The organism is Pseudoalteromonas sp. AWM4_233 (assembly GCF_056158285.1).
Window position 1 is genome coordinate 1648095 of the sequence record NZ_JBSWSZ010000001.1, and the last position, 21228, is coordinate 1669322.

At 38.9% G+C, this 21228-nt stretch carries 17 protein-coding genes; 8 read left to right on the forward strand and 9 right to left on the reverse strand.

Translation table 11 applies throughout. The features are described 5' to 3' along the window. Positions 1-20: 20 nt before the first annotated feature. On the reverse strand, positions 21-272 hold the full coding sequence (locus tag ACXAC4_RS07375) for a TIGR03643 family protein (RefSeq protein WP_138482461.1): 252 nt from the start codon (positions 270-272) through the stop codon (positions 21-23). A 286-nt stretch (positions 273-558) separates the two neighbouring features. On the opposite strand from ACXAC4_RS07375, the gene ACXAC4_RS07380 reads away from it, so the two are divergent. Further along, complete coding sequence (locus tag ACXAC4_RS07380; protein WP_475160262.1) at positions 559-1620, forward strand: hypothetical protein; 1062 nt, start codon at positions 559-561, stop codon at positions 1618-1620. Positions 1621-1683: 63 nt separating this feature from the next. Further along, positions 1684-2745, forward strand: coding sequence for a hypothetical protein (locus tag ACXAC4_RS07385; protein ID WP_475160263.1), 1062 nt, complete (start codon positions 1684-1686; stop codon positions 2743-2745). Between the two features lie 22 nt (positions 2746-2767). On the opposite strand, the gene ACXAC4_RS07390 is transcribed toward ACXAC4_RS07385, so the two are convergent. Next, the gene (locus ACXAC4_RS07390) at positions 2768-3436 is read right to left on the reverse strand and encodes a substrate-binding periplasmic protein (protein ID WP_475160265.1); all 669 of its coding nucleotides are present in this window, start codon (positions 3434-3436) and stop codon (positions 2768-2770) included. A 307-nt stretch (positions 3437-3743) separates the two neighbouring features. Between ACXAC4_RS07390 and ACXAC4_RS07395 the strand changes: the two genes are divergently transcribed. After that, complete coding sequence (locus ACXAC4_RS07395; RefSeq protein WP_475160266.1) at positions 3744-4583, forward strand: delta-class carbonic anhydrase; 840 nt, start codon at positions 3744-3746, stop codon at positions 4581-4583. A gap of 61 nt (positions 4584-4644) precedes the next feature. On the opposite strand, the gene ACXAC4_RS07400 is transcribed toward ACXAC4_RS07395, so the two are convergent. The 3 genes from ACXAC4_RS07400 to ACXAC4_RS07410 form a co-directional block, all read right to left on the reverse strand. After that, entirely contained in the window at positions 4645-5544 is a 900-nt protein-coding gene (locus tag ACXAC4_RS07400) for a sterol desaturase family protein (RefSeq protein ID WP_475160268.1), read from the reverse strand. A gap of 4 nt (positions 5545-5548) precedes the next feature. Further along, entirely contained in the window at positions 5549-6166 is a 618-nt protein-coding gene (locus ACXAC4_RS07405; RefSeq protein ID WP_475160270.1) for a hypothetical protein, read from the reverse strand. 89 nt (positions 6167-6255) lie between these two features. Beyond that, complete coding sequence (locus ACXAC4_RS07410) at positions 6256-6834, reverse strand: TetR/AcrR family transcriptional regulator (RefSeq protein ID WP_475160272.1); 579 nt, start codon at positions 6832-6834, stop codon at positions 6256-6258. Between the two features lie 128 nt (positions 6835-6962). Between ACXAC4_RS07410 and ACXAC4_RS07415 the strand changes: the two genes are divergently transcribed. From ACXAC4_RS07415 to ACXAC4_RS07425, 3 genes are read left to right on the forward strand one after another with little or no spacing between them, the layout of a single operon-like run. Beyond that, positions 6963-10055 (forward strand): YncE family protein, encoded by a 3093-nt coding sequence (locus tag ACXAC4_RS07415; protein ID WP_475160273.1) that lies wholly within the window; start codon positions 6963-6965, stop codon positions 10053-10055. A gap of 3 nt (positions 10056-10058) precedes the next feature. Beyond that, a complete protein-coding gene (locus tag ACXAC4_RS07420; RefSeq protein ID WP_475160274.1) occupies positions 10059-10256 on the forward strand; it encodes a hypothetical protein in 198 nt (65 codons plus the stop codon). A gap of 11 nt (positions 10257-10267) precedes the next feature. Next, positions 10268-11410, forward strand: a complete 1143-nt coding sequence (locus tag ACXAC4_RS07425) for an aromatic ring-hydroxylating oxygenase subunit alpha (RefSeq protein WP_475160276.1) — start codon at positions 10268-10270, stop codon at positions 11408-11410. Between the two features lie 76 nt (positions 11411-11486). On the opposite strand, the gene htpX is transcribed toward ACXAC4_RS07425, so the two are convergent. Next, entirely contained in the window at positions 11487-12353 is an 867-nt protein-coding gene (gene htpX / locus ACXAC4_RS07430; RefSeq protein ID WP_475160277.1) for a protease HtpX, read from the reverse strand. 224 nt (positions 12354-12577) lie between these two features. Continuing rightward, positions 12578-14017 (reverse strand): serine hydrolase domain-containing protein, encoded by a 1440-nt coding sequence (locus tag ACXAC4_RS07435; protein WP_475160279.1) that lies wholly within the window; start codon positions 14015-14017, stop codon positions 12578-12580. A 153-nt stretch (positions 14018-14170) separates the two neighbouring features. On the opposite strand from ACXAC4_RS07435, the gene ACXAC4_RS07440 reads away from it, so the two are divergent. Further along, positions 14171-16258: a winged helix-turn-helix domain-containing protein gene (locus tag ACXAC4_RS07440; RefSeq protein WP_475160280.1), complete on the forward strand. Its 2088-nt coding sequence runs from the start codon at positions 14171-14173 to the stop codon at positions 16256-16258. A 61-nt stretch (positions 16259-16319) separates the two neighbouring features. Here the strand turns inward: ACXAC4_RS07440 and ACXAC4_RS07445 are convergent, their stop codons facing one another. Both ACXAC4_RS07445 and ACXAC4_RS07450 read right to left on the reverse strand, forming a co-directional pair. Then, positions 16320-16829 carry a peroxiredoxin family protein gene (locus tag ACXAC4_RS07445; protein WP_475160281.1) on the reverse strand — a complete coding sequence of 170 codons (510 nt, stop codon included), beginning with the start codon at positions 16827-16829 and terminating at the stop codon, positions 16320-16322. Beyond that, a complete protein-coding gene (locus ACXAC4_RS07450) occupies positions 16819-18921 on the reverse strand; it encodes a TonB-dependent receptor plug domain-containing protein (RefSeq protein ID WP_475160283.1) in 2103 nt (700 codons plus the stop codon). The genes ACXAC4_RS07445 and ACXAC4_RS07450 overlap by 11 nt, the downstream gene beginning before the upstream one ends. A 250-nt stretch (positions 18922-19171) precedes the next feature. On the opposite strand from ACXAC4_RS07450, the gene ACXAC4_RS07455 reads away from it, so the two are divergent. Further along, the gene (locus ACXAC4_RS07455) at positions 19172-21226 is read left to right on the forward strand and encodes a S9 family peptidase (protein ID WP_475160284.1); all 2055 of its coding nucleotides are present in this window, start codon (positions 19172-19174) and stop codon (positions 21224-21226) included. Positions 21227-21228: the final 2 nt, after the last annotated feature.

Sequence of the window (21228 nt, forward strand, 5' to 3'; positions counted from 1 at the left end):
AAACGTAATATGGGCACTATTTAGCGGTGCTTATATTGCGTTTTACAATATCCGCGTGAGATGTCAGGGTTGCGTAACTTTAAATGTTTAGTCTCTCGTCCCGCCATGCGTTTACGCCACATTTTGAAGCTGCTTGGTTTCATTTCTTTACGCATTAAATTAATAACTTGCGTTTCATTTAAACCATAAAGCGAATTTATTGCTTCAAATGGTGTTCTATCTTCCCACGCCATTTCGATTATGCGTGAAACTTCATGCTCTAATAAATCCATACTTTTTTAAATTCTATAAAAACAACTTTCTTTCTACGGAAAATCCTCAATTTTAGATTTATAAATTTCTTTATTTTAATGAGTCAGTTAAGCCTAAGTGCCTTCAATAAACGTTCAAATCTCTGACATAAAACGTGAATAAATGTAAATGAAATATTGCAAATGTTTATATTTCGATCTAATACTCTAATTGCATCTGGACAGATGTCATACCAGATGCCGCACGGGAAACCTGATTTCGCGTAATCGAAATCAGGTTATTTTTGCAAGAAACTTGGAGGTTGCAATGGGCAATCTGAACACAATGAAAATAACAAGCTTAGTTTTTGCAGTATGGGCTTTAACACTAACTAATGTTGCAAGTGCAGCAAATTATAAAACTGTTTTAATTCATGGTTTTCAACCGCAACAATTATTGTTTGGTTCGCCAAATTCAGTTAGCAATGATGGCGAAAGCTATTGGGCTGATTATTGGGGTGCTTTGGCTGATGAAAGAATAGATTGGCCTTCGTTTGAACGTGTTAAAGGTAAAATCGCCACAGACTTCGTTTGGCCAAAATTAAAGTCGATGAGTGAACGTGGCGTATGTGATCAAGGTTGTGTACTTGTTACGCACTCAACAGGTGATCTGGTGGCACGCTATATAATTGATAACCAAGCAAACTGGTTAAATGCAGCTGGACTTAAGCCGCTCAATATTATTGCAACATTTGATATCGCAGGGGCTGGTGGCGGCAGTGAATTGGCTGATTTAGCTGTGAATGTAACTCAAGGTGCGACATCTTGGAACCCACTAATTGAAGCTGCTTTGCAGGCTTGGTTGGGTGGCCCATTAACCGATAAGTTAGGTGTGTTGAACGACCTTAAAGTAAATAATGCGCGACAATTGGCTGCATTACCGAGTGACAGAGCACCAAGACTTCGATTTGTAGGTGAGGGCGATCTATTCCTCGGTGCGACAAAGTTATTTTTAAAAGGCAAAGATGATAGCGTAGTAGCTTCGCATTCGAGTTGTGGTTCAAGTAAAGCTGGTGACTTCGGTAGCTGCTCTTCAAATATCGCTTTTAATGGCAAGATTTCATCACAGGGTGATGCAGTGACAAACTTTATGCCGAATCACTATCCAATGTTGATGTCTGATAACTATGATCACTTATCAATTATTTTGAATAAGCAAAAAGGCAAAGTGACAGCGGCGAATGACGCTTTAAGATTGGATAATGGCGATACAATTTCATTTTCCACTTACCAAAAAGATTATGGTTTTTGGATATTTAAAACTCATTACAAATATGTGAGTCAATCTGATTCTCAAAGCATGTCTAAGTTAATTTATAACACGTTATAAAATTTCAAATTGAGTAATGTTATTAAGGCCGTATAATTTTTACGGCCTTATATGGTCGACACTATGAAAAAGAACAAAATCGTCATTGGACTCGTTGCTATTAGCTGTATAAGTATTTGGTATTTTCTTGGTTCAAAACAAAACAGCGATAATGAATTAGATATTGCGATAAAAACAGCACAGGTACTCAATCAAGTTGAAGAATTTGACTCTTCGCAAGAAATCATTAAAGAAGCTACTCAAGAAAGTAAGAAGCCTATGCCAATAAGCTTTGACCAATCCATTGTTGAGTCGGCAAAAATCATCGCAACTAAATACGAGCAAACGTTGAAATTTCCGCCATATTCACAACCTCTTTCTTTAAATGACTTTAGCTTATTAAATCCAAATTATTTCGAGCCAGTGACTATGGTCACGCAAGATAGTAATGTGAAAATATCCATGGTACTAAATAAATATCATTTTGTTGCACCTGAGGCTATTAAGGTTCTGGTCAAAGGAAGCGATATATACGGCGTGAAATTGAAAGTGCAGGATGCTGATACGCGTAAGACCATGTCAAACCATACGATGCAATTTTCAGAAGATGGATACTTAGCTCAAATTAAAGGGAATAGTGATTATCCTGTAAACTTGCAGATCACTGCACTAGCTAACGTAAATGGCGATGAAATCCCCCTTGTTGCGCAAATTAGTTACAACCAAAGAAGTGCGACAATTATCGGTGGAACAAAACCATTTGTTGAAAACGCCGACCTAGTTTTTCCTATTGATATTAAAGTAGAGAAAGCAGGTCTTTATAGAGTGAGAGCAAATTTGTTTTCAGGTGCGCAACCTATCGCCTCTTTAGTTTCTGAAGCTAAATTAGAAGTAGGGCAAAAACAGGCTTTGTTGCGAGCACATCAAAGTGTACTGCCAAACACAAGTGAATTTGAGCTGGCCACTTTCACCATAGAAAAGCGGTCAACACACCCCGCAGAGCCATCTCGATTTGGTAACTCTGAGATTGAAAAATTGGCATTCGATGGTGTTGACCTATCAGGCATAGAAAAAACGGACTACCAACCTAATGAAACCGAGAAAAAGCGTTTGGCGTTCTTAAATGGCATGGCAAATCAGCACTAAACAGTTTATCTGTAATTAAAAACTAGTTGTTAACTAAATAACTCATCATAATGGCATCAATCTTAGGTTGTAACTCGTTTATTGCCTCATTAATTATTTTAATTTCGTGTGGTGTGAAAGATTTGTGGCTTAGTAGAAGGTGTACAGGATTATCATGTACTATGTAAGGCCATACTTTAATATTGTTGTGGCCGAGTGCTGTCTTATAGTAATGAGCACTGATAATGTCATCAATAATAAAATCGACGCGGTTTTTAATCAGCATTGAGATGCGGCTGTTAGCACTTGCCAAACTCACAAACTGTTCTTTGAATTTTTGGTGTTCGAGTAGTATTTTTAGCTCCTTTCCATAATAAGACCCAATGCTTAAACCAATGGTATTATCTTTTCTGAGAATTGCTTTAAGGTTTTGTATAGGCCTTGGTTTAAACAGAGATATTAGTCTCATCTTCTCATCTCGATAACTTTCTGAGAAGATTCCATATTTTTGCCTTTCAATTGTAAAGCTTGTCATGGTGGAAACATCAATGACACCTTTCCCCATTTCTTCAAAGGTTCTTGCACTGGAGGGAAGCCGCACAAATTTGTAGCATAAACCGGCTTGGTCAAATATTGCCTGTACAATCTCAACATCAAGGCCCGTTGCACCTTTGTTATCGAACACGGTTAAAGGGGGCCAGCTTGATACCACGCCAATTTTCTTACAGTTTTGTGCAAGTATAGTCTGTGAAAAAAACAGGCAAGCAAAAGAAAGTAGAAACGTAATTCGCCTCATCGAGAACACCACTATCAACTTTTATTTAAGCATAGAGCAAAAAACACCGAATGATAGTTGAAATCTAGCAATCTTAGTTCCTAATTTGTTGCTTTTTACATGTGTTTTTATACCTAAAAAAGGTATTTTTAATTGGTTTTAGATATAATTCACTCATAAGTCATTATTTATATTGCTAATAATTTTATTGCGAAATTTTTAATCATTAATAACTGAGAGAAATATGAAATTAAAAACACTATGTGCAATGGGCATCATCACATCTACTTCATTCGCTGTGATGGCAGATGTATCAGACAAAGTGATCGCAGATCAGCGTGCTAACCTTGCTAAAAATACTGAGGGTAAAGGTTTTGGCCCGCAATCTCCGCGTGATATTGATACTTTAGAGGGCGAAAACAACATCGCTTTTAATGCCGCACCTTCTCAAAAAGAAATGAACTTGTGTAATATCCACTTCCATAAAAATGCTGAGCATAAAGGCGGCGAATTCACTAAATATGCTGGCAATGGTAACGGCAAAGGTTTTGAAACTGGATTTGTTTATAACGGTGAACTTTCGAAGAAAGAGTTAAAAGAAGTTAAAGGCCAAATTTGTCCTTCTAAAACGGGGGGTCTATTCCCGGGTGATACCATTGAACTTCACTATGTTCATACAACAGCACAAGTAAAACCAGGTCCAACACTGGGTGCTTGTTTAAGCGACTCAATTGCTAACCCACAATTACGTGTAGAAGCGCAAGTGTATGTACTTGTAAACGACAAAAACGCATTAGATTTTGCTGATTTAACAAAATTTGGTAAGCAAAACGGTTACTATCAAGCGCTTAATATTCCAAATTTTACCGGTGCACCAGTACAGTACGCAGGTTCAACAACGGGTCCTAGCTACAATGAGCAAGGTTCGCCTTTACAAGTGAGCTGGAGCGTTCGCCCACGTGTTGCTAAGGTAAATATCGAGACAGTCGGTGAATGGTGTAAAGGTAACGCATTCAACGAAGACCACGCTCATGGTGTGCGTAATCTAGTTGTTAATCCAGACTTAATTTCGAATATTCAGTAATCATGGTAACGCCTTAGTTTTATAACTAAGGCGTTTTATTGCTCTGATAATACTGTGTTGGCTAAGTTTTTTTTGATTTAGCCTGTTGTTCTTGTTGCCACGCCCAAATAGGCGGTTTAACGAGAAGTTTAAGGCGATAAGACCAGTTTGGGGCATTGACTAATTGCTTTAAGAGTTTGCCATAACCGCTAAAAAATACTGTTAACGGATTTACACTGCTAATTCGTGGAAAAACACCAAACCTCACTTTTTCATCTTCTTTGGCAAAAGTGCCAAACATACGATCCCAAATAATAAAAATACCCGCATAGTTTTTATCTAAATATTGTTTATTAGTGGCATGATGAACTCTATGGTGTGAGGGTGTATTAAATATTGCTTCAATTGGTTTGGGGAATTTTTTAACTGTTTCTGTGTGTAATAAGGTTTGATAAACCTGTACGACCACTTCGGCTAAGAAAATAATGAAAGGATTAAATCCTAGCAAGGCGAGCGGTAAATGAAAGAACAACGGAAAAAACCAATCCATAGGGCCATGACGGTAAGCAACCGAAATATTAAAGTGCGGTGAACTATGATGGACTGTGTGAGTAGCCCATGCAAAGCCATTTTTATGCAGAAAACGATGCTCCCAATAATAGGCCAGATCGGCGAGTACAATACAGCATAAGATGGTCCATGGCGTCAGAGGTAAGTCGACGATTCTAAAATTGTCGTAGACGTAAAAAAATACTCCTGCGTAAGTCAGTGCCACCAGTGAGACGATAACAATGAACAAGCCTAAAGTAATGAAGTTAGTAACACTGTCGCCCAATAAATTTTTGGTAAACTGTTTTTTGAATGCATATCTGAGCATTTCGACCACAAATAAACCTAAAGCAATGACTAAAAACCAATCGTCAATAAAGGTTTCAAGCCACCAAATATCATCTGTTGTAAATTGATACATTAAAAAATCCATCGGGCTATTCTCCATAATTTACCAATAGTTCAGTACTTAGCACTGTGCTATTGCTTGATAAATGATGTATTTCAATGACTTGTTTGATAGGACGTCGATAATCGATTTGTTGCCAGCCATCAGCTAATTCTGTGGTTGTGTACTTCTTTCGGTTAAGAACGGTGGCGTAGTTTGCACTTTCAATAGTGACCGAATTTTTCACAGCAGACAGTGCCTCGATAGGGTAGCCAATGGTAATGGTGGCGGTTTCGAAATTTGAAGAGAACTCACGATAGAAAACATAAACCGCTTTGGGTTGCTTAACCAGTGCGCTATTCAGCGTAATATTTGCATTAAAATCTTGCCATAAACTTTCTACATTATTTGTTGCGAGCCTTGCTGTATTTCCAGAAATAACCTGTTTATTTAAGGAAATCAAAGTGGGGGTTACTGATTTTGTATCAGCTAGTTCACGCACTTTTATTTGTTGTTTATCGTCTTTTTGTGTCCTGCTTTCAGGCTCTGACAGTTTTGTTACTTGTGCATTTGTTATTGCAATAGCTGGCATAGGCTGCAATAGAGCCACGCCCCATACAGTTAAAACGATGGCCCCAGAGGCAATAATCGGCCCGATTAATTTCATATAAAATCCATAAATAAGCTAAAAATTAAGCATAGCTTATTTTTTTGAATTTAAATTGTCAATGTGAAAATAAATCGGGTGAGTTTACTTTACGTTAATGTAGTACAAAGTAGTTTTGACGAATCTTTCAGTTTATAAACTTGGTCAACTAAAGTGAGTGGTAAGAATGATTCTGATAATAAGTAGTTTGCATAGATCCCATAAGCGACCAATTCGATTTTTTTGTCATCAGACTCTGGGTATTCAAGTTTCAAGTTTTCACTCATTATGTTTAAAAATTCTTCCATGATCTGTTCTTGATCTGCCTTGATATTTGGCAGGCGTTTCGCCTCTGAAAATATGGCTTCACCGATAATGGTGGCATTAATTTTTTGCTGCGACCCTACAGTAAATAAGGCGTCGATAATTGCTTCGACTTTATTGCTCGAAGGCAGCCAAAGTAATAGCTGGCGCCATTGTTCAGAATAGTTTTCACGCAGGCGTTTACTGAGTGCACAGATAATATCATCTCTATTTCCTATGTAGTGACGTAAAATCGTGCGCTTTACACCCGCTTGTTCTGCAATGTTTTCAAGCGATGTAGCTTGTATGCCAAAATTTAAAATACAGGCTTCGAGCGCATCGAGAATTTCTTCTTTTCGCTGTGCAGCCATACTGGGTCTAGCCATCTTGATATCCTCATTTGTATTTTTACCTACTATAGCAACGAAGCTTTAAATTGTCATGTTGACAATTAATCTTCATTCGATCTAAATTATAAATTGTCAATGTGAAAATAAACCATCTAAGGGAAGCTATGAAAAGCATATTTTTGATCGCACTCTCCACAATTTTTGTTACGGGGTGTGGTGCGAATAAAGAATCTGGCAACATCCAGATCCCCCCAGCAACAAGTCAGCCGATAACTCAACCACCTAAAGTACTGCCGCCCACAGCAAAGGGCGACTATATTGGCTTTGAATCAGCGCCAGTGAGGCCGATCGCAAAAAGCCAAGACGGTAAATTGGTATTAGTGACAAATACTGCCAACAACAGTATTGAGGTTTTTAGTAGAGACGATGTTGGGATGTTAATGCTAAAACAAACAGTTCCTGTTGGTTTGGAGCCTGTAGCAATTGCTATTCATAACAATCAAGCTTGGGTCGTCAATCATCTTTCTGATTCGATCAGCATCATAGATTTAACTGTCTGGCCGTTGCGGGTAAAGCGCACACTACTGGTTGGTGACGAACCGCGAGACATTGTGTTTGCAAAACAAAAAGCATTTATTACGACAGCACACCGAGGCCAGCAAAGGCTTAATCCTCAATTAAGAAATGTCAAAGGTGCCGGCGATCCACAATTGCATACACCGAGTGTTGGCCGAGCTGATATTTGGGTTTTTGATAGCCATAAATTAGGTAAGGCTTTAGGCGGAACGCCACTCGAAATTATCTCTTTGTTTGGCGATACAATGCGCGCATTAGCTGTATCGAATGATGGATCTAAAGTTTATGGCGCGGTGTTAAATTCGGGTAATCAAACGACCGCAGTCCACGAAGCTGTGATGTGCAACGGTTTTGAAGATGATGAATATGGCAGTTTTCCATGCCAAGTATTAGATGGCAAAACATCCCCTAATGGTTTGGCTGACAGTTATTTACCAGGAGGCCGTACAGCACCAGGTGTCAATGCTTATGGTGAGCCTCAGCCATGGACCAGTATGATTGTAAAATATGACCAGCGAACAGGACGATGGCTAGACTCTAAAGGCAGAAACTTTTCAAATGCTATTCGATTCACCTTACCCGATAATGACGTATTTGTCATTAATGCAGAGAGCCACCAACAGATCGCAAGTTACCAAAAAGTGGGGACGACGTTATTTAATATTGCGGTTAATCCAAAAACCGATGAGTTATTTGTAACCAATACAGAAGCAAATAATGCAACTCGATTCGAAGGGGCTGGGGAGTTTACGGGCTCCACAGTGCAAGGTGACATAGCGCGTTCGAGGATCACCGTGATTAACCCAATAAACGGCACAGTTTCACCACGTCACCTTAATAGACACATAAATTATGCTGACTTGAAGGGAAATAACGGGGTTAAGCAACACAGCTTGTCTAATCCTTTGCAGGTGGCTATCTCAAAAGACGGTGCCACTTTATACAGCGCTGTTATCGGATCAAATAAAGTCGCCGTGCTACCAACCGAGCAACTATCAAATAATAAATTTTGGAATAATACTGGAGAAGAGTTTAGTCCTGAAAAGCAAAGCAAGTATTATCTCAGTGTTCAAGGTGGTCCTGCGGGGTTAATGCTTGATGAAGAACATAACGCGCTCTTTGTTTATACCCGCTTCGATAACAGTTTGGTTCATATCGATTTAACAAACAAAGCGGAACGCCAACGCATTAGTATGTTTTCTCCTGAGCCTGCTTCTTTTAAGGCGGGAAGATCAATGCTGTATGACGCCAACCGCTCGTCTTCCAATGGTGAATCTTCATGCGCCAGTTGTCATATTTTTGCAGATACCGATCATCTGAGCTGGAATTTAGGCAATCCCGATGCAAAGAATGCGCAAAACCCACAGCCTTTCCCAACAAAACATCTCAGTGAATTAGGTTGTTTATTGGTTGGTCAAGATGAAGCAAGTTGCCAACTACTTGAGATCATAAATGGTGACGGCAATGAACTTGGCTTTGCAGCAATGAAAGGGCCTATGACAACACAAACACTCAGAGGCATGCAAAATCATGGGCATATGCATTGGCGTGGCGATAGGTCGATTGGCTATTTCGGAGATGATGTAGCACAAACACTAGACGAACGTACCTCTTTTAAAAACTTCATTGTCGCGTTTGAAGGGTTGTTAGGATTAGATATCGAATTACCGCATTCGGTAGAAAGCAGTAATAAATCAGAGCAAGTGGAGCAACTCGAAAAAGACATGGATAAATTTGCCGATTTTATGTTGGCTGTTGCATTGCCTCCAAACCCTATCCGTGGGCTCGATAATGGTTTATCGAATTCTGCTCAACAAGGCTCTGACTTTTTTCACGGTGCGCGACGTGCGGATGGAGCTGCCACAGATACTGATTTAAATGGAGATACTTCAGATGGTGTGAACTGCGAAGGCTGCCATGGTGTTGATCATGCCAAAGGTTTCTATGGCAGTCGCGGTGAAATTGCCCATGGCGGTGAGATCCAAATCTTAAAAGTGCCGCAACTTCGCAACTTATACACACGTGTCGGCATGTTTGGCTTACCCGATAGAACAGGGTTTTTACCGTCCCACACCAGTGATCATCAAGGTGAGCAAATTCGAGGCTTTGGCTTTTTACATGATGGCGCCACAGATCAACTTATGAATTTTCTTCGAGGGGGAGTATTTGACAATGGTGAAACGGGTTGCCCTGAAGGCGCGGATGAACGACATGGTTGTCATTTTAACCTCGGTGAAATAGGTATTCCCGATGAAACAACACGTCAGGGTTTAGTCGATTACATGATGGAATTCGATAATGATTTAGCGCCTATTGTCGGGCAACAGATAACCCTTAATGCTGACTCTTCTGAATTGGCAATCGCAAGGCTGACATTGTTTACACAAAGGGCAAATACAAAGTTTGTGTCTAAACTGTTAGGAGGAGAAGTCAAAGAGTGTGAACTGATCGCCCTTGGCGTGATTGCTGATAAACAACGAGGGTATTACTTTCATGTAAATGAGCAATTATTCAGATCAGACTCCGCATTCGAAGAAAAATTATCAGTTGATGAATTAGTTAACCTGAGCCAGCAGCAAGGTAATAGCCTTACTTTCACTTGTACCGTTCCGGGCAAAGGCTGGCAGGCAGCAATAGATACCAATATGAATGGTTTATTAAACGCAGATGAACAGGAGTAGAGTATGTTTATGAATTTGCCTTGGAGCTATTGGCTTGGTTTTGCGTTGGTATTATGGCTACTTTTCGATTTAGTCAGAGGCGTTGCTTATATTTGGGAGCCCTATGTACGCAGTGAGCAACCATTTATGTATTGGCTAACTATGCTGATTTGGGCATTAGTGGCTGCTTCGTGTTTTATTTATCCGTATTGGACTTTTTAATAGGAAGAGATATGGAATATAACCTGTTTACGGCGAAACATTACTTAGATGAAGCCATCTTCGAAGCAGAAATGCGCAAGATTTTTTCGGATTGTTGGCATTTTGCTGGCTTAGTTGACGATCTAAAGCAAGATAACCATTTTTTAACGGTCCAAGTTGGACACAATAATATTGTGATAGTAAGAGACCAAGCGGGGGAATTAAGCGCTTTTCATAATATTTGTCGCCATAGGGGAATGCAGCTTGTTGAAGGCAAGGGAGTCATAGAAAAAGCCAGTCTTAGCTGCCCCTATCATGACTGGACGTATGATTGGCAAGGGAAATTAAAAGGATTGCCAAAACAAAAACATGAATTTACAGAGTTAGACAAAGCATGTTTGTCATTAAAGCCTGCACAAGTGGGCGTGTGGAGAGGCATGCTATGGGTTCATCCTGACAGTCGTGCAGAGCCATTGCAAAGTTACTTTGCTCAGATGAATCACCATATTGCGGCATACGATACTGCAGATCTTATAGAGTCAACGGACGACTTAGTGGAATATGAAATCGAGGCAAATTGGAAGTTAATCGTCGAAAATTACATAGATCATTATCATCTGGCTCAGCTTCATGCTGGGACCTTATCTATGTACGACCATAGCAAAGCTGAATTTGGTTTTACGGGTGACCACTTTTATTTTTGGGAGCCTGTTAGCGAAGATTTTCGCAATAATATCGGCAGTAAAAGTTATCTTCCCCTAATCATGGATGAAAACGATGAAAAATTGGGCGCTTATGTGCCCATGTTATTTCCTTGTTTTGGTTTGGCTGAGAATGAGTCTTCTTGGTCGATTTATCAGATCATCCCACTCTCTGTAACGCGAAGCAAAGTGGTGATCAGATCAAAGGTTAAAAAAGCGTGCAGCCTTAGCTTTTTTTCACAATCGGCTAAATCATCCGGTTATTGGGCATCGAAGCAGAGGGCTAAATTATCGGATCGTCCTGAAAGCCATCCCCTAGGCAGTGGAGATTTTATGCAAGAAGATATTTATGTGTGTGAACAATTACAAAAATCATTACAAAGCCCTTATTTCGAATTTGGCCCGTCGGCATCGCATGGCGAATCACCAATAAGAGGGTTTCAACAACGCATTCTTGCATGGTTAGAAAAGTAGTTGATTTAAAAAAATAGCTAGCAGTAAATATCAAGGGAGCACAGTTGCGCTCCCTAGTTTCCATATTTTTAGTACTTTATTTTAATGCATTAATACGTTGCTCAAGTGGTGGGTGAGACGCGAACATATCCGCAATACTCTTACCTGACGCAATACCAAATGCCATCATTGAGCCTTCAAGCTGTGATTCATGGTTGGTACGCAGGCGCTCAAGGGCTGCTCGCATTTTATGTGCACCAACTAATTGCGCTGCACCACTGTCTGCAGCAAATTCTCGTTTACGACTAAAGTAAGCCACTACGACTGAAGCTAAAATGCCAAAGATGATTTGGAAAATCATATCAAAAATGAAATAAGTCCAACTGCCACCACTGTTTTCACCTTCTTCATCGCTGTTTAAGAAGTTATCAACGATACCTGCAAGTACTTTAGAGATGAAGATAACAAAGGTATTAACAACACCTTGTATCAAAGTCAGGGTAACCATATCGCCATTAGCAACGTGAGACACTTCATGAGCAAGTACAGCTTCTGCTTCATCACGGGTCATGCTGTGCATTAAACCTGTGCTAACAGCAACAAGACTATTGTTCTTACTCGGGCCAGTTGCGAACGCATTCATTTCTGGGCTGTCGTAAATTGCCACTTCTGGCATTTTAATACCGACTTGCTCCGCTTGACGTGCAACCGTTGTCATTAACCAATGTTCAGTTTCATTTCTTGGTTGCTCAATGACATAAGCACCAGTCGATTTCTTGGCCATCCATTTCGACATAAATAGTGAAATAAACGCGCCACCAAAACCAAACACAGTTGATATCATTAAAATACCACCTAGGCTTCGGTTGCTAATACCAAAGACACTCATTAGGATGGATAAGACAACACCTAAAACGATCATCACCGCTAGGTTTGTAATCAAAAACAACACGACTCGTTTCATAAGACCCCTCAAAAATAAAGCCAATCAGTAATTTGTGCGATTATTTGTTTAAAAGTTCAATATTCATCAATATATGGGCGAAATGTTTCGTTTAAATAGTTTCAAACAAAAATTTGGATTTGTTGATAATTAAATACGTTAATTTTGTGGTTTGGGTTTGAAATAGTGCTGCGTTGAAGCAGCTAGGATCAAATCCTAGCTGCTTGTGGTGAGGTGAAGGATAGTTACAGTCGTTTCATAAGTTGATTTACTTTTGCGATAACAGGCCAAGCTGATGACTCATAATTACCCAACACAACTAAGATATAGCCTTTTTCTTGATACATATTTAAACGAGCGGTCATACCGAGGTGCTGACCGTTATGACCAATAATGGTATTTTCTTCGTCGCCTCTTATTGAAAAGCCATACCCCCAGTTATTTGCATTAAGCTCTGGTTTTGCACTTAGTGCTTGTTGAGCGAGGGATTTGCTTATTAATTTGCCATTTTGCATTGCAATCGCAAATTTATGGAGATCTGACACTGTAGAATAACCCCCGCCAGCAGGGCCACCTTTTACAGATTGAAACATTAAATTCTCGGTGATTTGGCCGGTTTCTACTGAAAACCAATAGTTCCTTGCCGTGTTCTTGACGGGGACGTCTAAGTCAAAACTGCCGCTATTGCGCATATCTGCTTTGGCATAAACGTGTTTGTTAATGTAGTCGAAATAGCTTTCACCGCTCACATTTTCGATGACTTTCCCAAGCAGCATCATACCGTTATTGCTGTACCTCCATCTTGAACCTGGTTCAAAGGTTGTATCGATGGAAGCAAGTAGGGGGGTTATATCTTTTAATGATCGGACTTTATTTTGAATTGCATTGAAGCCTTCTCCATTTCCAATACCCGATGTATGACTCAGCAAATGTTTAATTTTAATTTTTGAAAAATCTCCCTCACCTAAAAGGTTTGGGTCAATGTATTTTGTCATAGGGTCGTCTAGCGATATTTTACCTTGTTCAACTAGCTGCAAAATAGCAGTACTGGTAAACATCTTATTCATCGAACCAATTTGGAATTTCGTATTTAAATTATTAGGCACATCGTAACGTCTTGAAGCTAATCCGTGTGCAGCAGAGAAGAGCACTTTGTCACCTTTAGCGAGTAAAATAGCGCCAGAAAACGCGCCGTTATTCGCCAATCTGGTACTGTAGCTTTTTACTTCTTCGACAAATCTATCATCCGATAATTTAGAAAGATGAGAGGTGTCTTTTGGGTTTTCCCCAATATACCAACCTGTTATAGCGCGCTCTTGCTGATTATTGAAATAGATTACCATGCGGTATTGCATATCAATGTTTTTAGAGTAAAGCGTACTAATATGTTGTAAGCCATTGTCTGTTTTTTCCAATTTAGAGTCCAAGACTTCTAAATTGCCAAGGTAAAGTGCTTTATTCATTGAGTAGCCAACATACCTATCTTTACCCGTTCCTTCCCAACGTGAAAGCGCATCTTTTGAGAAATGAGAAACAACAAAGTTTTCTATGTTAGACAGGTTTTGACTATTCAGTGTGGTTAAAAAAGTATCTGCCACTTTATTGTGATTAAGGGTATTTTCATCAGCAACTGAGGCACTGCTAACAACTGCTAATAGAGATAGTGCAATAAAAGTTCGCTTCATGTTGTATTCCTTTTGTATTTAATTGATTAATATGGCTGTCTGCCTTGGTGACTGTTTTACTTTTTTATTTGCAAGCAGGCGATGATGAAGCCATTAAGAACAGATTAAAAAAGGCTTAAGGAAAATATAACTAATAATTACAAAGAGATAAGATTGGATTCGTCATATAAAAATTTACCAGAAAAAATTTCTATCAATGAATTTAGAGTTGATTTTGGAACCGGACAGATTTCGACAGATACAAAAATAGAAGTAATAGAGCCAAAAGTAATGGATTTACTAAGGGTACTTTGTGGTGCACCTAAACAGGTTCATAGCGCTGAAGTTCTATTTGAAAAAGTTTGGCCCAAATCTATTTACAGCCCCAACTCAGTTAGAAGAAATATAGCTTTGCTGAGACAAGCATTATCTGATGAAGATAAAACGCTAATTAAAACCCACCCAAAAAGAGGATACAGTTTAGAAGCGTCAATAAACTTGCTTGATAGTACGAATGAAAAAGCACAGCAGCAAGGCTCAAGTTTAGATACTGAAAAGTCTGCATTACTCAAGATAAAGTCATCGCACTTAGCTTTGATTTTCTTAATCGTATGTATTGTTTCGGTTTCTAGTGTGGTTTTATTCAATGCTCAAAAGTCAGAAATTAAGCTTTCTAATCTGAGTCCGATAACGTCTAGTAATGAGAAAGAGCGTTATATGCAGGTTAGTCCGGATGGTCGATATATGGCTTATATTCAAAGCGGACCTAGTCAACGCAGACTATTATTGAAAGACCTTGTAACGCAAAAGGAGTGGCCTTTAAGTCAAAAGGGTAAAGCTTATACATATCTTGCATGGGACATGCATTTAAATAGTATTGTTTATTCCTCAAAAGAACAAAATAGCATCTCTTTTAATCGTATTTTACTGGATGCACAACGAAAGCCAGTTTCGGAGCAAATATTATTTCAGCGCCAAGATATCACTTGGAATAGTGTGTTTTTTATTGATGAGAAACAGAACCTTTATTATCTAGCTAATAAAAACAGTTCTGAGCACAGCCGCAATGCAAGTTTGTATCGCCATAACCTTGCAACAGGTTTATCTGAAGCACTTCTTGAGCCAAATGATGAATTTAAGCCTTATAAAATTGCATTATCACCAACTCAAAACGACTTAGCATTAATTGGCTTTAATCATTCAGGTATTTCAGAGATTAAAATATTAAACTTTAATTCTAAAAAGATAAGTTTAGTTGGTGAGATTGATCATAATTGGCATTTCTTGACTTGGTTTGAAGATGAGCGCGCTATTTTGCTTAGTAATGGTAGCCAACTTAATAAAATAGACTTAAATGGTAAAATCAGCCCATTGAATTATAAGAGTTTTAATTTTCTTGTTTATCCACAAATCGTGAAAGATATCTTGTACTTTGTAGAAGCAAAAACTGACCAAGACATTTTGCTAGCACAATTAAACAAGTCAGCAAAACCTGTCACGATTATAGATTCCAATACAGTTGATATGTTTCCTGCAATTTCTAATGACAAAAAGACAATTGCTTATGTCTCTCTTAGAAATGGTTTGCCGCAATTGTTTTTAAAAGATTTGCAGAGCAAACAGAACCGCTTAATATTTGAAAATGAAGATAAAGAATATGCCCTGAGTGAACCTATTTGGGATAGAACCAATAAACGATTAGTAAGTAGTATTAATAATAAACCCTTTATTGTTCATCTCGAAGAGACTCATCAAAGAATAGAATGGTTAGAAAGTGTTATTGGAGTACCAAAAGCATGGTATCAAGAAACAGATGCCATTTTGTTTGTAGATAAAAGAACCCATAATGATGAACTTATTCGTCTTAAAGTATCGACACGCCAGGTAAAGCCCTTAAACTTTGTACTTGGCAAACAAAAAGTGTTCTTAAATAACGCAGACAGTTTGATTGTCTTCAATGGTGAAAAGGTTGCGGATGCTCAGTCAGGTTTAAACCTACTTACTGATATTGAAACAATACAAGAAGTGTACCCTCAAAATAATGGGTTTTATTTTACGACAAGTGATAAAATCAAAACGGATTTGCATTTTTATCAATATGAAAGCAGAGAAGTTATCAAAGTTAAAAGACAGTACGGCACCTTTGATCTGATCTGTTCAAATCACTGTGACCAAATTCTTTCTATATCCGGTGATATTATCTTGCTTAAGGAGCGAGAGGGTTTTGCTGATATTCTAAAGTTACAACTCTCTACTGAATAGGTCTTTTGATGTTAAAACCTCATCTGTAGTATGTAAGTAAATTCATATAATGAAAGTAAAATCAAAGTAATTTGGTTCTACTTTCATTTTTACAGGATGAGACATGGTTTTCTTTTATTAGGTCTTCAAGCGTGCTTGCAGAGTTATAACCTTGGGTATAAAAGGTCAGCTTTCCGTATTTATTAAAAACTAAAGCCATTGGAACTGGAGGTTTACCTCCCAGAGCCTTAACTATTTCAGGGTGACTAACAAACGCCGGAAAATGATTCCGCTTCTTTCTTAAAGCGCGCTTCAAATCTCTGTTATTACCATTGATCCCCAACATTATACTTCTGATTTCGGGGCATTGAGTCTTGAGCAATTTTAAAGCCTTGTGTTGTTTTTCGCACCAACTACAGTTTGGCATAAAAAAAGAAGCAATGATGGGTTGGTTTTTAAATTGAGATAATGTTTCTTGCTTACCGTATGCTGCGTCATTCAGACGCAGCATAGCCAGTTCATAAAACTCAAATGCATGAGCTTTATGAACAAAAATGAGTAAAAACAGTACAGTGGCTGTTTTAAAATTCATAGGTTAAACCAGCGTATGCCATTCTTCCGCGAAGTGGGCCGTGAATGTAAACAACATCGTAGCCACCTTCGGCGTCAAACATAAGCGGGCTGCCCATATCCTCTGCTTGGTTATAGTCAAATAAATTACTGGCACCAAAATATAATGTGAATGTTTCAGACATTGCTTTTGATACTTTCATGTCTACAGTGATGTAACTTTCAGCCGTAGTTGGTTTTGCAAACTGCGCTTGTGTGTCGTTAAAACCCTCATAGCCGTACTCAGTGAGGTCTCTACTCGCTACCCAGGTTGCACTTGAGATAATCTCCCAACCTTTAAAGTGTAGGTCAGAACTAATCGACGCTCTTTTCTCTATGGGTGCAATACCGAATGATGCTTTGAATGTATCGTCATAGTGATATTGCTCTGCAATTGCGTAAATAGTCAGATCATCATTTACCTGATAATTAGCAGAGATATCTATTGCAGTGACAGCCGCTGTTTCTGCTAGCTGAGTAAGAAGCGGCGTACCTTCTTCATTCTCAGAGAGTGTTGCTAGATGATCGACTTTTGTATGTGCTGCAGAGGCAGTAACAGTCAATGTTTCTTTTTCGTAGCTCAATGAATAAGTAGCTGATTTTGAGCGCTCAGGCTGATTCACTTCGACCAAGAAACCTTTACCAGAATCTAAAATTCCGTGATCGCTTTCAAAGAATGAGAGGGGAGCACGGTACCCTTGACCAAATGATAAGCGTGAAGTTAATGTCTCGTTATGGAAATAACGCATATCAACACGCGGAGAAATAATGGTTTTGTCAATTTCAACACCTGGCTTGCTAGGGTCAACAAAATCAGCCTTTATTTGATCAAGGCGGATGGCGGCCGAAGCTTCAAAATATTCGTTTGGTAACCAAGTATCTTGAATGTATAAACCTGTTGTATCGTAGTCAAAACTATCAGAGACATAGTTTTCAGTCCCTTCAAGCGCAGCAGAAGCCGAGCGCATTTCTTCTTTGCGCTGATCGATACCAAAGGTTAATAAATGCTTGTCGTTTAAGTCATAATTAAAGCGAATTGACGTATAGAACATTGTATCTTCAGCATAATAATCTGTGCTTTCATAAAATGAGTCTTGCGTATGATCGACATAGGCAAGGCTTGAGGTTACATTTAATCGAGAAGAAACCTCATGTAGCCAGCTAATGCTTGCTTCTTCACGATCTGTCTTTACCCATTCAGCGGTTTCCCATGCATTACCAACATAGCGATTTCTTACATCATTACCTTCAAATAGGCTGTCAGCTTCGCCAAGGTTGACACTCGCTAAAGTTGCAGAAACGCTGGTTGCTGTATCTCCTAATACTGGACCGCCAAATACCTCAGATTGAGTTTGATTTAAACGAACTCGGATATTATTTGAATAGTCTATATCATGAGACAAACTCAAAGTTAGAGATTGATTTGTTAGGGCTGGGTTTTCACTAACGCCATTTTTGTCGCCATCGAATTGGTCTTTATTGTCGTATTGCCCAATCAAAATAGCTTTAGTGCGACCATCTTCACTAATACCCGTTGCCATGCCAGACACGAGTCGATAGCCATTACTGCCAGCGGCAATGTCTAGTTCTACCTTTTCTTCACTCGGATCACTGGTTACTAGATTTACAGTACCACCAATTGCCTCTGGTGCAGTAAGAGAAGCACCAGCACCTCGAGCAATTTCAATGCGACCGATACCGGCAGCTGCAACAGAATCCATACCATAGAATCCAGAGATCATGGTGTGCATAGGTATGCCGTCAACAAGTACATTGGTATGCTCACCTTTGAGGCCATTAATCATGATACGTTTTGCACCACACATTGCGCATTCATTTGAAACACGAATACCAATGGCATTTTTAATCGCATCAGCCAAGTTCGATGATTGTGTATTTTTAATATAATCTTCTGATAATAGTTCAGTTTTAGAAATATCATCTTTTAAAGCGCCAGACTCTATCAGGCGAGACCTTACACCTTTAACTTCTATTTTTTCTACTTCTTGTTGTTCAGAAATTGGTGCTGATGCTGTAGACGCTAAAACAGCTAGCGTTGGAAATAGTAATGCCATTGATTATGGATCCTTGACGAGATTAGATTGAAAAACTTTCATTATGTTATATTGTAACAATATTGTTTTCACCTATAAAAAGTAAAAATATGTAACTAATTTCTCAAATGATATTAGTTATCAATTGTATTTGTTGAGTCTATCGTGCTAATTGCAAAATGCAATGAAGTATATTCATTTGGGGATTACATTTTGTGATATACGTATGAAGCGAAACAAATTATTTGAGATGTTAATTTAAGGAATTGAAATGCAGTCAAAAATCACACTTCCAGTGACACTTTTTTTAGCAAGTACATTTAGCATTGAAATCTCAGCTAAAACAGATGATAAGTCACTGTGGCAATATGAAGACGTATTTAATATTGAGTATGCAGCGTCACCTAAAACGAGCCCTGATAACAGTATGATTATATATGAACGCCGTGCAATGGATATCATGAGCGATGGGATCAGAACTAACTTATGGTCACTCGATATAAAAGATGGGTCTCATAGACCTCTTTTATCAGGTAAGTCTCAATATAGATCTTTAGAATTTTCTCCTGATGGTAAACGTGTTGCATATGTCAGTAACTCTGAAGGAGATAACCAGCTTTATGTAAAGTGGTTAGACACAGGTGATATAGCTAGAGTGTCAGAGGTTCAAAGTGGTATTAGCAATATTAGCTGGTCCCCAAATGGACAGTGGATTGCTTTTTCAATGTTTAAAAAAATGCCCTCCAAAGGTATTTTCAATGAGATGCCAAAGCAGCCAAAAGGTGCAAAATGGGCTGGTACAGCAACTTATATTGATCAGAAACGCTATAGAGGCGATGGTGTAGGCATATTACCAAAGGGTAATAGACATATATTTGTTGTGCCTTCAGAAGGTGGCACAGTACGACAAATATCAAAGGGTCAATATAATCACGGAGGCATGTTAAGCTGGACACCTGACAGTAAAAATATCCTTTTCTCAGCTGATAGGCATGAAGATTGGCAATCTAGGTCGAGAGAGTCTGATATTTATCGAATCAACATCGACACCGGTGAGACAGTTAATATCACATCTAAACCAGGACCTGAGACACGTCCTTTAATAAGCCCTAACGGCAAGCACGTTGCGTTTCTCGGCTTTAATGATAAAAAAATGTCGAGTCAAAATTACGATATATTCATCATGAATATAGATGGTACAAGGCAAAAAAATTTAACAAAATCTTTAGATAGGCCAATTAACTCTCCAAAGTGGGATAGTAAAGGTAAAGGAGTCTACTTTAGTTACGATGACCATGGTCAGAAATATATTGGTTATGTGTCAGTTAAAGGAAAAGTGAAGACTAAATTGGCACAATTAGGTGGCCAATCTTTAGGGCGGCCATACACATCTGGTGAGTTCGCTGTAACTAATGATAATCAGCTTGTTTTTACACAAGCTGATATAAATAGGCCCGCTGACCTTGCGTTGCTTTCTAAACGTGGAAAAGTTACAAAACTCACGAATTTAAATGAGGATTTACTGGGTCACAAAAAAACAGCCAACATTAAAGCTTTAACAGTTAAATCGTCTGTTGATGGTCGTGAAATACAAGCTTGGTATGCGTTACCGCCTCATTTCGACAGCAGTAAAAAGTATCCGCTAATACTAGAGATACATGGTGGTCCTCACACTGCATACGGTCCAAACTTTAGTACCGAGGTGCAATTAATGGCAGCTAAAGGGTATGTGGTTGTGTGGTCAAATCCAAGAGGAAGTACTTCATACGGTGAAGATTTCGCAAACTTAATTCACCATAAATATCCATCTGAAGATCATAATGACTTAATGGATGTTGTTGACGGCATGGTTCGAAAAGAGTTTATTGATAAAAATAACTTGTTTGTAACGGGTGGCTCTGGTGGTGGTGTTTTAACAGCATGGATGATAGGAAATACAGACAGATTCAAAGCTGCGGTTGTCGCTAAGCCTGTTATTAACTGGTTGAGTTTTGCATTGACAGCTGATGCATACCCTTACTTTGCAGAGTATTGGATGCCAGGTATGCCTTGGGAACAGGCAGATCATTTATGGAAACATTCACCTCTATCGTTAGTAGGGAATGTGAATACGCCAACCATGTTATTGACGGGTGAAGTTGATTATAGGACGCCAATGAGTGAAACCGAGCAGTATTATCAAGCGCTTCAGCTTCGGGGAGTTGACTCAGCAATGGTAAGAATACCAAAAGCATCCCATGGTATCGCTGCGAGACCAAGTAACTTAATTCAAAAGGTCGGGAATATTCTTGCGTGGTTTGAGAGGCATAAAACTGATGTTGAGTAATT